Source organism: Streptomyces meridianus, from assembly GCF_023703325.1.
GTDB classification, from domain to species: Bacteria; Actinomycetota; Actinomycetes; order Streptomycetales; family Streptomycetaceae; genus Streptomyces; species Streptomyces meridianus.
This window is the reverse complement of sequence record NZ_JAMQGM010000007.1, coordinates 15813-35586: the sequence shown is the minus strand read 5'-3', so window position 1 is coordinate 35586 and position 19774 is coordinate 15813. Positions and strand designations below refer to the sequence as shown.

General features: G+C 70.9%; 11 protein-coding genes and 2 pseudogenes. 6 read left to right on the top strand and 7 right to left on the bottom strand.

Annotation, left to right across the window (positions count from 1 at the left end):
• Nucleotides 1–7170 (bottom strand): SDR family NAD(P)-dependent oxidoreductase (locus tag M1E25_RS03180; RefSeq protein WP_443735583.1); only part of this gene is annotated, 7170 nt, incomplete at its 3' end.
• Nucleotides 7171–7716: 546 nt separating this feature from the next.
• Between M1E25_RS03180 and M1E25_RS03175 the strand changes: the two genes are divergently transcribed.
• The 3 genes from M1E25_RS03175 to M1E25_RS03165 are packed head-to-tail and all read left to right on the top strand — an operon-like array spanning nucleotide 7717 to nucleotide 10369.
• Complete coding sequence (locus tag M1E25_RS03175) at nucleotides 7717–9363, top strand: acyl-CoA carboxylase subunit beta (protein ID WP_251409156.1); 1647 nt, start codon at nucleotides 7717–7719, stop codon at nucleotides 9361–9363.
• A gap of 20 nt (nucleotides 9364–9383) precedes the next feature.
• On the top strand, nucleotides 9384–9554 hold the full coding sequence (locus tag M1E25_RS03170; RefSeq protein ID WP_251409153.1) for an acyl-CoA carboxylase epsilon subunit: 171 nt from the start codon (nucleotides 9384–9386) through the stop codon (nucleotides 9552–9554).
• Between the two features lie 47 nt (nucleotides 9555–9601).
• On the top strand, nucleotides 9602–10369 hold the full coding sequence (locus M1E25_RS03165) for a thioesterase II family protein (protein ID WP_251409150.1): 768 nt from the start codon (nucleotides 9602–9604) through the stop codon (nucleotides 10367–10369).
• Nucleotides 10370–10429: 60 nt separating this feature from the next.
• On the opposite strand, the gene M1E25_RS03160 is transcribed toward M1E25_RS03165, so the two are convergent.
• Nucleotides 10430–13207 (bottom strand): helix-turn-helix transcriptional regulator, encoded by a 2778-nt coding sequence (locus M1E25_RS03160; protein ID WP_251409147.1) that lies wholly within the window; start codon nucleotides 13205–13207, stop codon nucleotides 10430–10432.
• Nucleotides 13208–13420: 213 nt separating this feature from the next.
• The gene (locus M1E25_RS03155) at nucleotides 13421–14308 is read right to left on the bottom strand and encodes a helix-turn-helix domain-containing protein (RefSeq protein WP_251409144.1); all 888 of its coding nucleotides are present in this window, start codon (nucleotides 14306–14308) and stop codon (nucleotides 13421–13423) included.
• Between the two features lie 149 nt (nucleotides 14309–14457).
• Between M1E25_RS03155 and M1E25_RS03150 the strand changes: the two genes are divergently transcribed.
• On the top strand, nucleotides 14458–15228 hold the full coding sequence (locus M1E25_RS03150) for an SDR family oxidoreductase (protein WP_251409141.1): 771 nt from the start codon (nucleotides 14458–14460) through the stop codon (nucleotides 15226–15228).
• 332 nt (nucleotides 15229–15560) lie between these two features.
• Here M1E25_RS03150 and M1E25_RS03145 read toward each other — a convergent pair whose 3' ends face one another.
• Nucleotides 15561–16010, bottom strand: a complete 450-nt coding sequence (locus tag M1E25_RS03145) for a MarR family transcriptional regulator (RefSeq protein ID WP_251409138.1) — start codon at nucleotides 16008–16010, stop codon at nucleotides 15561–15563.
• Nucleotides 16011–16087: 77 nt separating this feature from the next.
• Here M1E25_RS03145 and M1E25_RS03140 point away from each other — a divergent pair, with 77 nt between their 5' ends.
• Nucleotides 16088–16609 (top strand): SgcJ/EcaC family oxidoreductase, encoded by a 522-nt coding sequence (locus M1E25_RS03140; protein WP_251409135.1) that lies wholly within the window; start codon nucleotides 16088–16090, stop codon nucleotides 16607–16609.
• A 228-nt stretch (nucleotides 16610–16837) separates the two neighbouring features.
• Here M1E25_RS03140 and M1E25_RS03135 read toward each other — a convergent pair whose 3' ends face one another.
• Nucleotides 16838–17506, bottom strand: coding sequence for a hypothetical protein (locus M1E25_RS03135; RefSeq protein ID WP_251409132.1), 669 nt, complete (start codon nucleotides 17504–17506; stop codon nucleotides 16838–16840).
• 191 nt (nucleotides 17507–17697) lie between these two features.
• Here M1E25_RS03135 and M1E25_RS26000 point away from each other — a divergent pair.
• Nucleotides 17698–17842 (top strand): annotated as a pseudogene (locus tag M1E25_RS26000) (IS256 family transposase); the annotation flags it as partial.
• Nucleotides 17843–18272: 430 nt separating this feature from the next.
• Here the strand turns inward: M1E25_RS26000 and M1E25_RS03125 are convergent.
• Both M1E25_RS03125 and M1E25_RS03120 read right to left on the bottom strand, forming a co-directional pair.
• Nucleotides 18273–18437 (bottom strand): annotated as a pseudogene (locus tag M1E25_RS03125) (pirin family protein); the annotation flags it as partial.
• A gap of 122 nt (nucleotides 18438–18559) precedes the next feature.
• Complete coding sequence (locus tag M1E25_RS03120; protein ID WP_251409126.1) at nucleotides 18560–19687, bottom strand: tyrosine-type recombinase/integrase; 1128 nt, start codon at nucleotides 19685–19687, stop codon at nucleotides 18560–18562.
• Nucleotides 19688–19774 lie beyond the last annotated feature (87 nt).

Below are 19774 nucleotides of genomic sequence, written 5' to 3'. Positions count from 1 at the left end.
GCCCCACACCACCTCCCGCAGGGGTACGTCGAGATGCGCGTCCACCGCAGCAGCCACCGCACCGAACGCCTCCCCGAACACCGGAAACGCCCCGCACAACTCACGGCCCATACCCAGCCGCTGCGCACCCTGACCCGTGAACACGATGGCGAGGGCGCCTTCCACGACCTCCCCGGCCCGAGTGGTCGAGAGCGAGGCGGCGAGTTCGGTCCGGTCGGCCCCGACGGCGACGGCCCGGTGCTCGAGCGCCGCGCGCGTGGTGGCCAGAGCGTGGGCTGCGTCGACCAGTTGGTCGTCCTCCGCAGTTGCGAGAAACTCGAGGACCCGGTCTCGCTGGGCCCGCAGGGCCTCCGGGGTCTTCGCGGAGACCACCCAGGGCATCGCGCCCTCGCGGGCTGGATCCGGGGCGACCGCCTCGGCCGGTGCGTCGGCCGGCGGTTGTTCGAGAATGACGTGGGCGTTGGTACCGCTGATACCGAACGACGACACACCAGCACGCCGCGGGCTGCCCGTATCGGCCCACTCCCGCGTCTCGGTCAGCACCTCGACACGCCCCTCGGACCAGTCGACCTGGTCCGACGGCTCGTCGGCGTGCAGTGTCCGGGGGAGCAGGCCGTGCCGCATGGCCATCACCATCTTGATGACACCGGCCACACCTGCCGCCGCCTGCGTGTGCCCCATGTTCGACTTGACCGAACCCAGCCACAACGGCCGGTCCTCCGGACGGCCCTGGCCATAGGTGGCCAGCAGCGCCTGCGCCTCGATCGGATCACCCAGCCGCGTCCCCGTCCCGTGGCCCTCGACCACGTCCACGTCCGTGGTCGTCAGACCGGAGACCGCGAGCGCCTGCCGGATCACCCGCTGCTGCGACGGACCGTTCGGCGCCGTCAGACCGTTCGACGCACCGTCCTGGTTGACGGCCGAGCCGCGCACCACCGCCAGCACCTGGTGCCCGTTGGCCCGCGCGTCCGACAGCCGTTCCAGCAGCAGCAGTCCCGCGCCCTCGCCCCATCCGGTGCCGTCCGCACCGGCTCCGAAGGACTTGCAGCGGCCGTCGGAGGCGAGGCCACGCTGCCGGCTCATGTCGGTGAACGTGTCCGGGGTGGACATGACGGTGACGCCGCCGGCCAGCGCAAGGGTGCACTCGCCGCGGCGCAGGGCCTGGCTCGCCCAGTGCAGCGCGACCAGCGACGACGAGCACGCCGTATCGACCGTGACCGCAGGCCCCTCCAGGCCGAGGGTGTAGGCGACTCGGCCGGAGACGACACTGGCGAGGCTGCCGTTGCCGTGGTAGCCGGCCACGTCCTCGGGCAGCGGGCCGAGCCGCAGCCCCCAGTCGTGGTACATCACGCCGGCGAACACGCCGGTGCTGCTGCCCCGGACCGCGTGCGGATCGATGCCGGCCCGCTCGAAGGTCTCCCAGGCGACTTCGAGCAGGAGCCGCTGCTGCGGGTCCATGGCCTGTGCCTCGCGCGGACTGATGCCGAAGAACCCGGGGTCGAAGCAGGCGGCGTCGTAGAGGAAGCCACCCTCCGCGGAGTAGGTCTTGCCCGGCTTGCCGGGCTCGGGGTCGTACAGGTCGGTGGCCCAGCCGCGGTCGGCGGGGAAGGGCCCGACGACGTCGGAGCCGTCCGCGACCAGCCGCCAGAGATCCTCCGGCGAGGTGACGTCACCGGGGTAGCGGCAGGCCATGCCGACGATGACGATCGGGTCCTCGTCAATGGCCGCTCTGCCCCCGGCCCCCTGCGGTGTCCCGGCGGTTGCGGCCCCTGCCGATCCGGCACGGCGCGCCAGCACGCCGGCGAGGTACGCGGCGAGGGCGGCCGGCGTGGGGTGGTCGAAGGTGACCGTGGCGGGCAGCCGCTGCCCGGTGGCCGCGCCGAGGCGGTTGCGCAGTTCGACGGCGGCCAGCGAGTCGAAGCCGGTCTCGGTGAAGGCCCGGTCGGCGCCCACGGCCGCGGCACCCTCGTGGCCGAGCACTTCGGCGGCGTGGGTGCGCACCAGTCGGAGCACGGCTTCGATGCGGGCGGGTTCGTCCAGCGCGGCGAGCTGCGCGGCGAGGGACCCCTCGGCCTTCGACGGGATGCCGGACACGCGACGTGGCGGCCGGCGGACGAGTCCGCGCAACAGGGTGGGGATCTCGTCGGCGCGGTCGCGCATCGCACGACGATCGACCCGGATCGGCACGACGGCGGGTTCTCCGAGGGCGAGCGCCCGGTCGAACAGGGTGAGGTTCTCCTCGAACGTCAGGGTGGCGAGACCGAGTCGACGGATGCGCTGGAGGGCCGCCTCGTCGAGCCCGGCTCCCATGCCGCCGCCGCCCGCCCACAGGCCCCAGGCCAGAGAGGTGACGACCTGTCCTGCAGCGGCACGGTGGGCGGCGAGGGCGTCGAGGAAGAGGTTGGCGGCTGCGTAGTTGCCCTGGCCGGCTCCGTCGAGGACGGTGGAGGCGGAGGAGAACAGGACGAAGGCGGCGAGGTCGAGATCCGCGGTCGCCTCGTGCAGCGCCCAGGCGGCGTCCACCTTGGGCCGCATGACCGTGTCGAGGCGTTCCGGGGTGAGCGACCCGACAAGGCCGTCGTCGATGACGCCCGCGGCGTGCACGACGGCGGTGAGCGGACGGTCCGCCGGGAGCGCGGCGAGGAGTGCGGCCAACTCGTCACGGTCGGCCACGTCGCAGGCCACGGCCGTGGCCCGAGCGCCGGACTCGGCCAATGCGCCCAGGAGTTCGGGGGCCCCAGGGGCCTCTGCTCCGCGACGGCTGACGAGCAGCAGGTCTCGTACGCCGTGGCGGGCCGCCAGGTGCCGGGCGATGGCCGCGCCGACACCACCGGTGCCGCCTGTGACGAGCACGGTGCCGGCGGCGCCCCAGGGTGAGGGGCGCTCCTGCTCGGGTGGCGGTACCGGGGCGAGGCGCGGCAGGTGCATGCGGCCTTCGCGAAGGGCGAACTCCGGCTCACCCGTGGCGAGTGCGGTGCCCAGGGCCTCCTGGGATGCGGGGCTGTCGTCGAGGTCGGCGAGCACGAAGCGGCCGGGGTTCTCCGTCTCGGCGGAGCGGACGAGGCCCCAGACCGGGGCCTGGACGAGGTCCACGCGGGTGCCGGGCACCGGCACGGCTCGGCGGGTGAGGACGACGAGGCGGGAGTCGGCCCGGCTGTCGTCGGCCAGCCAGTCCCGGACCGTCCGCAGGGCGTGGGCGGTCACCTCGCGGACGCCCCGGGGGATGTTGCCGGTGGTCGGCTGAGGCGTGCGGTAGAGCACCAGGGCGGGCGTGTCCGTGTCGCGGAGGTCCGGGGCGTCGGCGAGATCGACGAAGCCGGCCGGCTGGGCCGGCGGTAGGTGCAGGGTCTCCCAGCGCACCCGCAGCAGGGGCTGCCGGGTGGCCTCACCGGCGCGGAGCATGTCGCCGGTGACCGCCCGCAGCAGGAGGCTGTCGACGGTGGCGACCGGCGCTCCGGACGCGTCGGCGATCGCGACGGCGATGTCGTCCTCGCCCCGGGCGGTGATGCGCACCCGCAGCGCCGCTGCTCCGGCGCGGTGGAGGGCGAGGCCGTTCCAGGAGAAGGGGATCCAGGTGCGGTCGGCGGCGGACGCGGGTTGGGCATACCCCGCCGCGTGCAGGGCGGCGTCGAGCAGCGCGGGGTGGAGTCCGTAGGCGCCTGCGTCGGACGCGGTGTTGTCGACGGCGGCGACCTCGGCGAAAACCTCGTCCTCGCGCCGCCAGACGCCGCGCACGTTCCGGAAGGCCGGGCCGTAGCCGTAGCCGCCTGCGGCCATGTCGTCGTAGAACGTGCCGACGTCGAGGGCCTCGGCGCCGACCGGGGGCCATGCGCCGGACAGGGCGGCGAGGCCTTCGGGCGCGGCGGCGCCGTCGTCGGGGGCGAGCCGGCCGGAGGCGTGTCGGGTCCAGGAGTCGTCTGCGGCGTCATCGGGCCGGCTGTAGCAGTCCACCGTGCGGCGGCCCTGTTCGTCGGCCGGACCGACGACGACCTGGAGTGCGACACTCCCGGTCTCGGGCAGCAACAGCGCTGAATGGAGGGTGAGTTCGTCGACCCGTCCGCAGTCGGCCTCGGTTCCGGCGCGGGCTGCGAGTTCGACGAACGCGGTCGCGGGCAGCAGGGTGACGCCCGCGACGGTGTGGTCGGCCAGCCAGGGGTGCGAGCGCAGCGAGATGCTGCCGGTGAGGACGGTGCCTTCGCCGTCGGCGAGTCCCACCACCGAGCCGAGCAGGGGGTGCTGGGCGGCGAGTTGGCCGAAGCCTGAGGGGTCGCTCCCGGTGAGGGCAGGGGTGAGCCAGTAGCGCTTGCCCTGGAAGGCGTAAGGGGGCAGGTCGACGCGGCGGGCCCGGCGGCAGGACAGCAGGCCGTTCCAGTCGAGGGCGGCGCCGCGGACGTGGGCGAGGAGGACGGCGTCGAGCGTTTCGCGGTTCTCGTCGCGGCCGGCGCGCAGCAGGGGGGCGAAGACGGTGTCGCCGGCATCTCCGGGGAGGCAGTCCGGGCCGGCGGCGCTGAGGACGGCGTCGGGGCCGAGTTCGAGGAAGGTGCGCACGCCGCTGCCGGCCATCCAGCCGACGGCGTCGGCGAAGCGGACGCAGGCGCGAACGTGCTCGGTCCAGTACCCGGGGTCGCACAGCTGCTCGGCTTCGGCCATGCGGCCGGTCACCGTGGAGACGACGGGGATGCGCGGCGGGGCGTAGGCGAGGAGGTCGGCGATACGTCGGAACTCGTCCGCCATCGGTTCCATCAGGGGGGAGTGGAAGGCGTGGCTCACGCGCAGTCGGCGAGTGCGGCGTCCCTGGGCGGCGAAGGTTTCGGCGAGGGCCAGGACGGCCTGTTCGGTGCCGGAGACGACCACGGATTCGGGCCCGTTGACGGCGGCGATGTCCAGCTCGTCGGTGAGCAGCGGCCGGACCTCGTGTTCGGCGGCGTTGAGGGCCACCATGGCCCCGCCCTCGGGGAGTTGCTGCATGAGCCGGCCGCGCGCGGCGACGAGGGTGGCCGCGTCCTCGAGGTTCAGCACGCCGGCGACGTGCGCGGCCGCCACCTCGCCCACGGAGTGCCCGGCGACGACGTCGGGCCGCAGCCCCCAGGACTCGACGAGGCGGTACAGGGCGACCTCGACGGCGAACAGCGCGGCCTGGGTGTACGCGGTCCGGTCGAGCAGGTCCCCCTCGGGGGTGCGGGGCTCGGCGTACAGAACGTCCCACAGGGAGGTGTCCAGCTGGAGGTCGAGGTAGCCGATGGCTTCGGTGAGGGCGTCGGCGAACACCGGGTAGCGGTCGTACAGTTCGCGGCCCACAGCGATCCGCTGGCTGCCCTGGCCGGTGAACAGGAAGGCGAGGCGTCCGGCGCGGGACGTGCCGGCGCGCACGTCCGGGTCGGGGCTGCCGGTCGCGACGGCTCGCAGCGAGCGCAGCATTCCGTGGCGGTCGGTGGCGAGTATCCCGGCGCGGTGCTCGAGTACGGCTCTCCCGGTGCCGAGGGAGAGGCCGAGGTCCGCCGGGGTGAGGCCGGGGGTTGCGGCGACCAGGTCGGCAAGCCGGTCCGCCTGGGCCCGCAGGGCGGCCCCGGTGTGGCCGGTCACGACGAGCGGGGTGGGGACGCCCTCGTCGACGGGGCGGGGCACGCTGTCGTTGTGTGCCTCGACGGGGTCCGTGCTCGCCGCGGGTTCGGGTTCCTCGATGACGACGTGCGCATTGGTGCCGCTGATGCCGAAGCCGGAGACGGCGGCGCGCCGGGGGCGTTGGCCGGCCGGCCAGGGCACGGTTTCGGTGAGGAGGCGGATGGATCCCGCCGACCAGTCGACGGCCGGGGTGGGCTCGTCGACGTGCAGGGTCCTCGGCAGCACGCCGTGCCGCATCGCCATGATCATCTTGACGAGGCCGGCGACGCCCGCGGCGGCCTGGGTGTGTCCGAGGTTCGACTTCACCGATCCGAGCCACAGTGGTTCGGCGTCGGCGCGGCCGTGGCCGTAGGTGGCGAGGAGCGCGCTCGCCTCCACAGGATCGCCGAGGGTGGTTCCGGTGCCGTGCGCCTCGACGGCGTCCACCTCGGCGGGCGTCAGTCCGGCGTCGGCCAGGGCGGCGCGGATGACCCGTTGCTGGGCGAGGCCGTTGGGCGCGGTGAGTCCGTTGCTGGCGCCGTCCTGGTTGACGGCGGTGCCCCGGATGACCGCGAGGATGCGGTGGCCGTGGGCGCGCGCGTCGGAGAGCCTTTCGACGACCAGGACGCCCGCGCCCTCGGCGAAGGCGGTGCCGTCGGCGGCGGCGGCGAACGCCTTGATCCGGCCGTCGGGCGCGAGACCGCCCTGCCGGCTGAACTCGGTGAACAGGCCCGGGGTGCCGAGGACGGTGACGCCTCCGGCCAGGGCGAGGGTGCATTCACCGCGGCGCAACGACTGCACCGCGAGGTGGAGGGAGACCAGAGAGCCCGAGCAGGCGGTGTCGACGGTGAGCGCCGGCCCCTCGAGTCCAAGGCTGTAGGCGACACGTCCCGAGACGACGCTGAGGGCACCGCCGGTGACCAGGTATCCGGCCAGGTTCTCGGGTGCCTCCTGCACGCGGGTGCCGTACTCGATGGCTCCTGCGCCCACGAAGACGCCCGTACGGCTGCCGCGCAGGGAGGCCGGGTCGATGCCGCCGTGTTCGAGCGCGTCCCAGGCGGTCTCGAGCAGCAGGCGCTGCTGCGGGTCCATGGCGAGCGCTTCGCGCGGGCCGATGCCGAAGAACTCCGCGTCGAACGTGGACGCGTCGTGGAGGAAGCCACCGGTCCGGGTGGAACTGGTGCGAGCGGCGCCGGCCCCGTCGAACAGCGCGTCGAGGTCCCAGCCGCGGTCGTCCGGGAACGGACCGACGGCGGTGCGGCCGTCGGCGACGAGGTCCCAGAGGTCGTCGGCGGACCGTATGCCGCCGGGGTAGCGTCCACCGAAGCCGACGATGGCGATGGGCTCGTCGTCGGTAACACCGGCGGGCGCGGGGCCCGGGTGGTCAGCGACGGACGTCTCTCCGAGCAGAGCGGACCGCAGGCGGCCGGCGAGCAGTTGCGGGCTGGGGTGGTCGAACGCGGCGGTCACCGGCAGACCGAGCCCGGTGGCGGCGTTGAGGCGGGCGTGCAGTTCGACCAGGCCGAGCGAGTCCAGGCCGAGTTCGCGGAACGGCCGGGAGGGGTCCACGGCCGTGTCGGCGGTGTCCGGTCGTACGCGGCGCAGCACCTCGAGGGTCTGCCCGCACACCAGGTCGATCAGGACCCTGACCTGCTCGGTGTCCGGCAGTCGTTCCAACGTGCCGGCGAGTTCGGACCCGGTCCGGTCACCCACGGCGGGCGCCTGCTCTGCGTCGGGTCCGAAGCCCGGGGATCGGGACATCTGCACGCTCCAAGCTCGGATGGTCTGTTGCTCTGGGCCGATTCGCGCAGGGCGGCCGGCTGCCAGCTCCCGGATCCGCCAAGCCTCTTGCGGCCCGCACGCTATGACCGGACCCGGTACCGGGACACCCCTACCGACCCGGGTGCGTGCGGCGCCCGGCACCCGCGATGACCGGCCGTTCCCGGGCGTCCGCACCCGGCCGCGGGGATGTGGGTGGGGCCGGGCATAGGGGTTCCGGGGAGCGCTTCTGGGGGCGGTCGGTGTTCTCGGCGACAGGACCGGGTGGCATTGATGGACAGGACCGCCCATGGCCCATGCGATGCCCGGGCCGCCACGCCGACAGATGGGTTGAGGATGTCTGTTGCCCACGACCCGGTGGCGCCGCCCGGCGCCGTCCTCGGGCCGCCCGCGTCACCACCGCTCGTCCCGCAGCCCGCGCCGCAGCGGCGAGTCTCGGCCCGTGACCGGGTGGCGGAACTGCATGCACTCAAGGATGCGGCCGAACTCGGGCCGTCCTCCCGCGCTTCCGAGGCACAGCACGCACGCGGCAAGCTGACCGTGCGGGAGCGTCTGGACCTGCTGTTCGATCCGGGCACGTTCCGGGAGATCGAGCAGTTGCGCCGGCACCGGGCCAGTGGTTTCGGACTGGAGGCGCGCCGCCCGCACACCGACGGGGTGGTGACCGGGTGGGGCGAGGTCGACGGCCGGATCGTGTTCGCCTACGCGCACGACTTCCGCATCTTCGGCGGTTCCCTGGGCGAGGCCCACGCCGAGAAGATTCACAAGGTGATGGATCTGGCCCTGTCTGCCGGGGCCCCGCTCGTGGCGCTGAGCGACGGCGCGGGGGCGCGCATCCAGGAGGGGGTGACCGCGCTGGCCGGCTACGGCGGGATCTTCCGCCGGAACGTGCAGGCGTCGGGAGTGGTCCCGCAGATCAGCGTGATGCTCGGACCGTGCGCGGGCGGTGCGACCTATTCACCCGCGCTGACCGACTTCGTGTTCATGGTGCGGGACATCGCGCAGATGTACATCACCGGCCCCGACGTGGTGCAGGCCGTGACAGGGGAGGAGATCACGCACGACGCCCTCGGCGGTGCGGAGGTTCACTCCAAGGTCTCCGGTGCGAGCGCGTTCCTCTACGAGGACGAGGAGGACTGCTTCGCCGACGTCCGGCATCTGCTGTCGTTGCTGCCCTCCAACAACCGGCAGACGCCTCCGGCAGTGGTCCCGGACGACCCCGCCGAGCGGCGCAACGACGTGCTGCTGGACTTGGTGCCCGCGGACACCAACCAGTCGTACGACATGCGTACCGTGATCGAGGAACTCGTCGACGACGGCGATCTGTTCGAGGTGCACGCCACCTGGGCCACCAACATCATCTGCGGGTTCGCCCGGCTCGGCGGCCAGGTGGCCGGGATCGTTGCCAACCAGCCCGCGTCGATGGCGGGCGTGCTGGACATCCACGCCTCGGAGAAGGCGGCGCGCTTCGTGCAGACCTGTGACGCCTTCAGCATCCCGCTGGTGACGCTCGTCGACGTCCCCGGGTTCCTGCCCGGCGGCGACCAGGAACACGGCGGAATCATCCGGCACGGGGCGAAGCTGTTGTACGCCTACTGCGCGGCGACGGTCCCGCGGGTGCAGGTGATCCTGCGGAAGGCCTACGGCGGCGCCTACATCGTGATGGACTCGCGGTCCATCGGCGCCGATCTGTCGTTCGCGTGGCCGACCAACGAGATCGCCGTCATGGGCGCGGAAGGTGCGGCGAACGTGGTGTTCCGGCGCGAGATCGCGGCGGCGCCCGATCCTGACGCGGCCCGGGAGCAGCACATCAAGCAGTACCGGGAGGAGTTGATGCACCCGTACTACGCGGCCGAACGCGGTCTGGTCGACGACATCATCGACCCTGCCCTCACCCGCTCCGTGCTCATCGACGCACTGACCGTGCTCCGCGCCAAGCACGCGCCCCTGCCCGCCCGCAAGCACGGCAACCCGCCCACATGAGCGGGGGGCCGGAGCCTCTGGTGCGAATCGTGCGAGGTGCGGCGGGTCCGGAGGAGCTGGCCGCGGTGGCGGTGGCGCTGCTGGCCGCACTGAGGCGCCCGGCCCCCGACGCCGCCACCGGTGCCGGGGAGGTGGTCGGCTGGCGTCACGCAGCCGGCTTCCGCCCGCCCGCCAGCTGGACATCGGCCTGACACAGACGACGGACAGGCCGGCGGAACAGAGAGGAAGCCGAGAGACCATGGCAGAGGCAACGACGGTCACCGGGGCGTGGGTGCGCCGGTTCCATCCCGCCGATACGGCCCGGGCCCGGCTGGTGTGCTTTCCGCACGCCGGCGGGTCGGCCAGCTACTACTTCCCGGTGTCGCGGGCACTGTCGCCGCGGCTGGACGTACTGGCCGTGCAGTATCCGGGGCGGCAGGACCGGCGCAGCGAGCGCTGCCTGACGGACGTGCGGGACCTGGCGGACGCGGTAGCCGCGGAGCTGCTTCCGTGGTGCGACCGCCCGACGGCGTTGTTCGGGCACAGCCTGGGCGCGACCGTGGCGTTCGAGGTGGCCCTGCGACTGCAGGAGGCGGGCACGGCTCCGCTGATGCTGTTCGCATCGGGGCGGCGGGCTCCGTCGCTGCCGCGCGAGGGTGAGCGGGTGCATCTGTCCTGCGACGACGAACTCGTCGCCACGCTGCGGCGGATGAGCGGCACCAACGCGGCGGTGCTCGCGGACGAGGAGCTGATGCACAGTCTGCTGCCTGCTGTGCGCGGCGACTACCGGGCGGCCGAGACCTACCGATACCGTCCGGGGCCGTCGCTGGTCTGCCCGATCCAGGTGCTCAACGGTGAGGCCGACGAGGAGGTGACCGCCGAGGAGGCCCGGGGCTGGTCACGCCACAGCGTTGCCGGCTGCACCCTGAGCTGGTTCACGGGCGGCCACTTCTACCTGACCGACAACGCACCGGAGGTGATCCGCCTCCTGGAGGACGAGATCGGGAAACTGCTGCCACGCGGCTGAGCCCGGAACGACGCCGCCGGCGCACGGTGACCGTGCGCCGGCCGGCCGTGTGGCGCCCGGTCACGGGACCTCGGTGAGAGACAGCGGCAGTGCCTCCCGGCTGGTCACCCCCAGCTTGCGGAACACCCGCGTCAAGTGCTGTTCCACCGTGCTGACGGTGATGTAGAGCTTGCGGCTGATCTCCTGGTTGGTGTGTCCGAGGGCCGCGAGATCGGCGACCCGCCGCTGGGCGTCGCTGAGCACGGGCCCGTCCCCGTCGGGCCGCTGCTGCCGGCCGGGAGCCGTCACCGGCGGCGACGGCCGCAGGGGCTCCGGCGGGCTCGGGCAGGAGGGCTGCGGACCGGAGTGACAGGCCTTGGTCTCCTGTGTGGCGCGCCGGGCCAGCAGACGAGCCCGGTCGAGTTCGCCGAGCTGCTGATGCACCTGGCTCAGCTCCTTGAGGGCGCGGGCCAGTTCGACCCGGTCACCGGATGCCTCCAGGTGTTCGACGGAGCGGCGCAGCAGCGCGGGGCGCTGCGGCAGGTCACTGGCGGCTGCCAGCACGCGCAGGGAGATGCCGCGCGTGCGGTCGTCGGTGGCGGTGGCCTGCGCGAGCTGCTGGTTGACAAGGTCGCGGGCGCTGGCGGTGCGCCCGAGCCGCAGGTGTGCTTCGGCGAGGTCGCTGCGCCAGGGCACCATGGAAGCCAGGTCGAGCGACCACTCGCGCATGAGTCTGCCGCAGCGTTCGAAGTCGCTGATGGCGGCCAGGACCCGGTCGGTCGCCAGGTAATAGTGGCCGCGGGCGTGCAGGTAGCGCAGGCCGTCGAGGGTGCCGAACATGGCCTCGGGTACCTCGTACCGCAGGGCCTCGGCAGCCGCCTCGTAGCGGCCCATGGGGGTGCATGCGGACACGAGTGTGGAGAGCGGGTAGCCGATGAGTACGCCCCAGCTCTGGGGCGCCATCATGTGCAGGGCGTGCTCGGCCTGCTCTGCTGCGAGCACGATGCGCCCCTGGCGCAGGGTGATCGCCGCCCGGACACTGCTGAGCACCGCCTGCCAGGTGACCGCGCCCCTGCGGGCTGCTTCGTCGATGAATTGCTCGCACCACCAGGTCGCACGGTCGAGCCTGTTCCCGACCACGAGCACAAGCAGCGCCGAGGAGATGACCTCGAGTGTCGAGTCACCCAACTGACAGCTCTGCAGGATCTGTTCGGCGCTGTCGACGGCAACGTCGGGTTCCCTGTGCTTCCACACGGCTGCCAGGCGGTTCGTCGCACGGTTCCAGGGATCGCTGCCGGCGCCGCGACCGCCGACCGAGTCGGGAAACTGCCCGCGTTCGCTGCCGTAGTACCACTGGAAGGCGAGCCGCAGTTCGACCACGAGCCGCGCGTCGTCGAGTGCCGCGGTGCCGGGCACGGCGCGCAGGGACCGGGCGACCGCCTCACCGTCGCCATTCCACATCGCCCAGCGGGCGACGGTCACCACGTCGCGGGCGGGCAGCGAGCCCTGCTCGACGGCTGCCTGCAGCGCGGGCATGTAGCGTGCCGCCGCCGAGGGGTTGACCCGCCAGAGCGCGCGTGCGAGGGCGGCGGTGAGGGCGAGGCGTTCCCCCCGGTCGACGACGGGCAGCGCGGACTCCAGGCAGCGGACGGCGACGGCCACGTCGTCACGAGCGAGCGCCTGGTCGGCGGCGGCCCGCAGGACCGGCACCATCCAGGGCTCCATCACCGGGTCGGCCGCAATGAGCTGACAAGCGACGGCGGAGGCCTCGGCGCCGCTCTCGTAGAGCAGCTCGGCGGCGCGCAGGTGCATGGCGGAGCGCTCACCGCGGGAAAGCGTGCCCAGCACGACCCGCTCGGCGACCTGGTGGCGGAACCGGCCGTTCAGGAGCAGCCCGGCGGAGCCGAGGGTGTGCAGGAACCGGTCGACGTCGTAGCGGCGGACCTGCATGAGCTGCCCGATGAGTTCGGGGTCGGCGTGGTCGCCGAGGACCGCGACGGCGCGGGCCGTGTCGAGCAGTTCGGTCCCCCACCGGTGCAGGCAGGCCAGGGTGGCCTGGCCGAAGGCGAAGCCGACGACCGGCGAGGAGTCGTCGTCCTGCACGGTGCCGGCGTGGGTGCGGTCGGCGCGGGTGAAGTCGTCCACCAGGGCGCGGGCGAGGACGGCGTTTCCGCCCGTGAGGTCGTGGATTCCGGAGGCCAGTGAGGGGTGGCTGTGCCCTCCCAGGAGATCCGTGACCAGGTGTTCGACGTCGTCGCGGGAGAGCGGGCCGAGGCGTATCTCATGGTAGGGCCGGCGGGTGATCTCGGCGCGGAAGGCCGGATGGCCGGGGTGCGGGCGCTCCCATTCGGTGAGAACCATGAGTATGCGCGCCGATCTCATCCGGCGCAGCACGTAGAGGAGGAACTGCAGGGAGGCGCTGTCGGCGAACTGGACGTCGTCCACGGCAATGACCAGCGGTCTTTTCCTGGCGAGTTCGAGCAGGATCCCGCAGATCTCGTGGACCACCCGGGCGTCGGGGAGCTGTACGGCGCACGGGGCGTCACCGGAGTGCCCTTCCTCGACGGTCCGGGGGGTGACGAGTTCCTCCACCCTGGCGGTGACCTGCTCGGGCAGATCCGCACCCTGGAACAATTGGTCGATCAGGCCCGCCTGCAGGTCTCCCTCGTCCCGGGAGCAGGTGGCGCTGAGGACCAGGGCTCCCGAGGCAGAGGCACGCTGGGTCAGCGCGTAGAGTAACTCGGTCTTTCCGCAGGCGAGGCCGCCCTGCACGAGAGCGAGTTGACCCCGGCCCTCGGAACTGTCGACGAGCAGCTGTTCCAGCCGAGCCAGTGCTGCGGCACTTTCGAGTACGGCCATCGTGGTTCCCCCTTGTGTCGATAGCGCATTCAGATCGACGAACCCGATCTCACCCCGTCATACGGGACCGACAACTCCTCTTTGCTGGGCCTCACCCGGGACTCCCGTGGGACGGGACACGCGCACCGAATCACCGCGCCGCCGCGCGACGGCCCGGCTAGGCGTGCGTGATCCGTCCGGCAAGGCCGGCCGGGGCCCTGGTTCGGGCGACGGTCAATCGCCGGGGTCGGGCTCCCTGGTCCTCACCACCGGGCGGGCTACCGTCTCGGCGGTCCAGCTCGCGAGGAGCTGAAGCCCGGCGGCCGAAGACGTACCGGGCTCCGCGGCGTACGTGACGAGCGACTGTTCCGGCGAGTCCGGAACGGCGAACGCCTCGAAGGCCAGGTCCAGTTGCCCCACCTGCGGATGCCGGAAGCTGGCCCGGCCGTGCGGAACGGTCCACACGTGGTGGTCAGCCCACATGGTGCGGAACTCAGGGCTGCGAACGGACAGTTCACCCACCAGATGCACGAGCTGTGCGTCGTGGGGGGCGAGTCCGGCATGCATCCGCAGCCCGCCGACGATGTCCCGCGCCTTGGCCTCCCAGGGGTCCCACAGGTCCCGGGCTGTGTCGTCGAGGAACACCAGTCGCGCCATGTTGCGCTGCTCCGGCGGGAGTGCGCCCAGATCGACGGCAAGAAGCGCCGATGCCAGGTCGTTCCAAGCGATCACCTCCGTTCGCCGGCCGAGCACGTAAGCAGGTGAGTCGGTCATGCTCCGCAACAACCACGTCAGACTCGGACGGACTCGCTGTGGCCTGGCTGATCGTGCCCGGCGACTCGGCGGCTTCGCCAGCTGACGCAGGTACGTCCGCTCGGTGTCGTCCAGCTGCAGTGCGGCAGCCACGGCGTCGAGGACCGACTCGGAGACGTTGCGCAACTTCCCCTGCTCGAGACGGGTGTAGTAGTCGACGCTGATCCCCGCCAACTGTGCGAGTTCCTCGCGGCGCAGCCCGGGTACCCGGCGTCGGCCCCCCACGAACGGGATCGGTGTGTCTTCGGGACTCAGCCGCGCCCGTCGCAAGCGAAGGAACTCGCTCAACTCTGCTCGCGATTCAGCCATGGCCGCAGTCTGGCACGGGATGGCCTTGCGGATCCTGGTTCTCTCGAACCCAGGATCACAGTTCCCAGACAAGACCTTCACTTGTTCCGTGTCAGAACGTCACCGATCATGTACGGAAAGGCAGCGGGGGAACACGAGGAGTGATGTTCATGACGTCCGACGGGCCCGAGTCCCTGCAGAGCCGCATTGCCGTCGTCACCGGAGCATCCAGCGGAATCGGAGCCGCGATCGCACGAACCCTGGCCGGGCGCGGAGCCCGGGTCGCTCTGCTGGCACGACGTCAGGACCGTCTCGAAGAAGTGGCGAAGGAGATCGCGGGGGCGGGCGGCGAGGCACTGCCCGTCCCGGCCGACATCACCAGCGCCGGCGAACTCGCCGACGCGTCGGAACGCGTGCGGGAGGCCTTCGGGCCCACGGACCTCCTCGTCAACAGTGCGGGAACGCTCCTGGTCGAGACGGCGGAGGGAGCGCGCTTCGAGGACTGGCAGCGCCTCATCGACATCAACGTCAACGGGGTGCTGCGGACCGTCGAGGCCTTCCTCCCCGACCTGCTGTTCTCGGGTGCCGAGGGACGCCCGACCGACCTCGTGACCATCTCCTCCGTCTCGGCCGGCCTCGTCAATCCCCTCCTCACCGCCTACGGCATGTCGAAGGCGTCGATCAGTCACATGTCCGCGAACCTCCGGGCGGAGCTGGGCCCGAAGGGGGTACGCGTGACGGCGGTCGAGCCTGCCGTGGTGCGCACCGAACTGCTGGAGCAGGCGCACCACCCGCTCTACGACGAGTACATGCGGCAGCTCTTCGCGGCAGGCAACGCGCTGGCCGCCCAGGATGTCGCCGACGTGGTGGAATTCGCGGTGTCCCGGCCGCCGAAGGTCAACCTCTCCCGGATCACCGTGCACGCGACCCACCAGCCCTGAGCTGCCCCCTCCGGCGGCCGCCTCCCTCCGCGCCGGACAGGACGGGGTGGAGAGGGGCCGCCGGAGCTAGTTCATGCACGCCCTGCGGCGCCCGGGACCGTCCGGGGCGCCGCAGGGTATGCGATCCGCGCCGCCGTGACCGAGCCCCCGGCTCGGCCCGCCCTGACAGCCCGCCCGACGCGCCGCAGCGACCCGTGCCCCAAGCCGGACCGCACGCGATCCCGGGCACCGGCGGGTGAGGCGGTCGATCCGTCCTCACCGCTGCTCCACGCACGCGCCCTCCGTGGTCGCCAACGGCAGCTGAACATGCCGAAGCCCACCGACACCCACGTTCATCCACGGACCGGCAGTCCCTTGAGGCGCGCCGTCTGTTCTTCCTGGACCCTGCGGGCCGTCTCCAGGAAGTCGAGGATCACGGCGAGCTGGTCTTCGCCGTAGCGCCGGAGCGCCATGATTCCCGCCTCGCCGACGGGCCCGTACACCTCGCGCTCCGCAGCGCGCGCGGCCTCGGTGGCGGCGACCAGAACCCGTCGCCGGTTGGCGGCGTCCCGGTTGCGGGTGACGAAACCCGCTCGTTCGAGGCGGTCGATGGCCGTTGTCGTCGCCGCCGGGCTGAGCTTGGCCGCAGTGGTGAGCTCTCCGGCCGACATCGGATCGTCGGCCAGGATCAGGTCCAGGCAGCGCAGGTCGGTGCGGTTCAGCCCCAGCAGGGTCGCGGCCGCTTCGTCGAAGGCGTCGAAGCTCTGCTGGAGCATCCTCATCCGCACAGCAATTCCGCTCACGTCAATATCTTTCGACATTCGAATCTTCCTGTTAGTGTAAAGTTCGGTAGTCGAAATAATAGCTCCGGGAGGACGTCATGCCTGCCAGCGACGAGCAGATCACACAGTTGTTCAAGCAGTTCATGCAGGCGTGGACCGACAACGACGCCGCCGCCTTCGGCGCCTGCTTCACCGTCGATGCCGACTACGTCTCCTACGACGGCACCCACGCGAAGGGTCGAACAGCCCTCCAGGACAACCACGACCGGCTCTTCCGCGGCGTGCTGGCCGGCTCGGCGCTCGTCGGCGACGTGGAGGCGATCCGTCGCATCGCAGCGGACGTCGCCGTCGTTCACGGCACGGCGTCGGTGCTGATGCCGTGGCGGTCCGAACTTCCCAAGCGGCGCCTGTCGCGGCAGACCCTCGTGGTCGTCCGAACCGAGCAGGGCTGGCGGATCTCCGCCATCCACAACGGTCGCGTGCGGCCGGTGGCCATCCCCGCCCCCGATGCTTTCCCGTCCCGGATGTCACAGGCGATGAACCGGATCGGCCGGCGCCTGGGCATGGGCCGTCCCTCCCACGGCGCCCCGCGGACAACCTCGTCCACGACATCGACCTGACAGCCCGACGGGCCGCTCAACGCCGTATCGAACTGCGCCTGCGCACCCCCGGCGCCGCCTACCACGGCCTCATCGCCACCCTCGGGCGGGAGGCTCGCGAGCGGCTGCTCTCCCGCCTCGGCATCGCCGCACGGGACCGTGACGCCGCTCAGATCACCCGCGACCGTGCCACTGCCCGTGCCGTGGCCCTGGCCCGCAACCGGGCCGGGTCCTGGTTCGGTGCGCAGGTCAGGACATGGGGAGAAGGACACCGGGAAGGGTGCCTGCGCGAACGGCCTCCTGGTCAATGGACAGGCCGCAGTAGGCGCCCACCGCGGCGAACACCAACGCGGGCAGCCGGGGCCCGTGCTGCTCGTAGTGCGCCACCACAGCGGCCTCGCCGACGTCGGCGATCGACGGGAACACCGCACCCGAGGCATCGAGCGCTGCGTCCAGAGCGGACTCCTCCCCGGCGTCCTGCCCGAACTCCGCCCGGCGTGCGATCTCGTCCCCGGGCACATGCAGGATCTTCGACGGCGGGCTGAACCGGTCCACCGTCACGCAGACGATCTCCTGCCTGGGGTAGTGCCACATCGACTGCACCTTGCGGTAGCCGGTCGACCACGTCGCCGCGCCCCAATCCTCCAGTACGTACAGCCAGTCGCCGCACATTCCGTACATGACGGGGTTGATGCGGGGCGACGGCCTGCCCGGCTGACCCACCGGCACGGCGAGATCCCTGTAAGGGGTACGGGCGGCGAGCTCATCCGGGTCGGCGCCTAGCGCCATGAGGAACTCGTCAGCCTCCATCCCCCTGGCCGCGGTGAGCGAGATGCCGCCGAGCATCCCCCGCACGGCGGCGGATACCGGACTGTGAAGGTGTGCGCCTATCCAGGCGACGCCGTCACTCACGGTCACGTCCAGTTCCCCCTCGAGGTCGTTGGATGCTGGCCGCCGGCATGTCAGCCGCGGGGCCCCACCGGCTTGTTGCGTGGATCTCAGGTCAGCAGCTCGAAGCCGCGCCCGCACCGCTTCAGTACGTCCGACCGTGCCCGCACGAACGCCTCCCACGTCGACCGCTCATGCCAGCCCGAGGTCCACACGTTCACGTACCCCTGGTCGGCACGGTCCTGGCCGAGCAGAACGACGAGTGGACCGAAGCCCTCCGCTACATGGGCCGCGAGCTCCTCGCCACTCCACCCGATCGACGGAGAAACCACCGAACCCGCCCTGACCACCGAACTCACTGCATAGCCTCACCCATGGATCGCCGAGTGGCCGTCGATACACCACTCCAGCGGACGTGACCCTTCCCGGTCGTGCTTCACATGGTGCAACTCCGCGTAGTGAGTGCTGCCGATTTGCTGCATTCCGGCGCCGTTGCATTGCGTTGACGACCTTCCCGGGGTGCTCCGCACCCTGATGCCGATCAACTGCGCGGCCGGCCTCGCAATGCCGGCTGCTTGGCATGCTCGGCGATCCCATCAATTTGATTACTTGTCAGTAGAGTCAGCAAAGGGCCAGCAAGTATCTGATCAGACCTGGTCACAGGTGCCAACACCTGCAAGTGCCGACCGCCGAAGGTGCCGGCCCACGCCTTGGCACAACTGTGCCCCTCGCCGTACCGGCGAGGGGCACAGTGAGGGCACGCGCCGGGGACTCACGGCGGGAACAACACCCCAGGTCAGCGCATCCGTCCCCGAGGTTTCAGCGTCACCGGCGGCAGCGCCGGAGCGGCCAGCCGGTCCCCGGCGTAGCCGTGCACCTCACCGAAGCGGGAGCCCTCGTTCCACTCCCGGCGAGCGACCTCGATGTCCTCGTGGGACCGCCCGATGAAGTTCCACCACATCTCACACACTTTCGGCGTTTCCGCAGGTCAAACGCGCCTGAGCCCGCTAGGGGTCAGCAAAAAGTCAGCATCGCGACAGCGATGGTTCCGTGGGGCCTCGGTGTGGCACGCCCCGTCACATCTCAGGCGGTCAGGCCGACGTCCAGGAGCTTGGCTGCCGTGCTTATCGAGCCGGGCATGAGGTGACGGTAAATCTTGAACGTCACATCGATACTCTTGTGCCCCATCCACTCAGCCACATCAGTGATCGGGATGCGGTTGGACAGACAGTTCGAGGCGAAGAAGTGGCGGAACCCGTACATGACCATGCCCTCAGGTATCTCCGCCTCCCCGGCCCTCTTTATCCTCTGCCACTGGTTCGAGAGGTAGTAGTACGGGAAAGCCTTCGCGGAATCCGCTGGATGCCTGAGAAGGTAGCCATCCACGGTCCCGTGCTTGTCCGCGTACCACTCGATGGTTTCCTTGATCCGGGCAGGCAGCGGCACGTCACGGTACTCTCCCGTCTTTCGGTGCTTGAGTCGTCCGTATTGCCTGGTGGTTTGGTTTACTTGTTCGGAGATGCGATATACGTCATCGGCAACGATGTTGTTGACGCTCACGGCTGCTGCTTCTCCGTTTCGCATCCCGCATCCACTCATGAGATCCGCTATCAAACGGAAGGTGTCGTCGCCAGCGGTACGGATCCCTTGGAGTTGCAGCACAGAGGGAATGACAGCACGCTCAGGGTCATACTGAGGAGGCTTGACCCCTTCCAGAGGGTTCTCTCCGTAGATCCCTAGCCTGTGGGCGTCAAGAAGAATCGTCTTCAGCTTGTCATACGCATTGGCCTGAGTCGCAAGGCCGGCTTTATCGCGCTCCATGGTCTGGATGAACCGGTCCACGACCTTATGATCGAACGAATCCATTCGGCGGCTGCCGAGCGCCGGAAGAAGGTGATGCTTCAACAGGGAATCAAGGTGGCGTATCGACGACGCGGCCAGATCCCGCTGACCTCCCTTCCACTCAGCGGTGTACTCCTCGAATCGCATGGATCCGTACTTTTGGATGCGCTCGGCCCTACTCTGGCTGCGAGGCGCTTCCTTCCGCTCCCTATAGACCTCCATCAGTCGCGCGATGGCTTTGTCCTGGGTCGCAAAACCGGATTCGACGGTTTGCTTCCCCGCAGCGTTGCGGTACCGAACCTTGTAGGCGTGGGGACACTTGGACCATCTCGATTCAGGATGACCGCATTCTTTGAAGAAGGTACCCATTCCCCTGACGAGACCTCTGGCCGCCAAAGCCCTACCGCTCCCCACAATCGATCTAAATTCCTGCACGCAACCGACGACTTCGCCAGC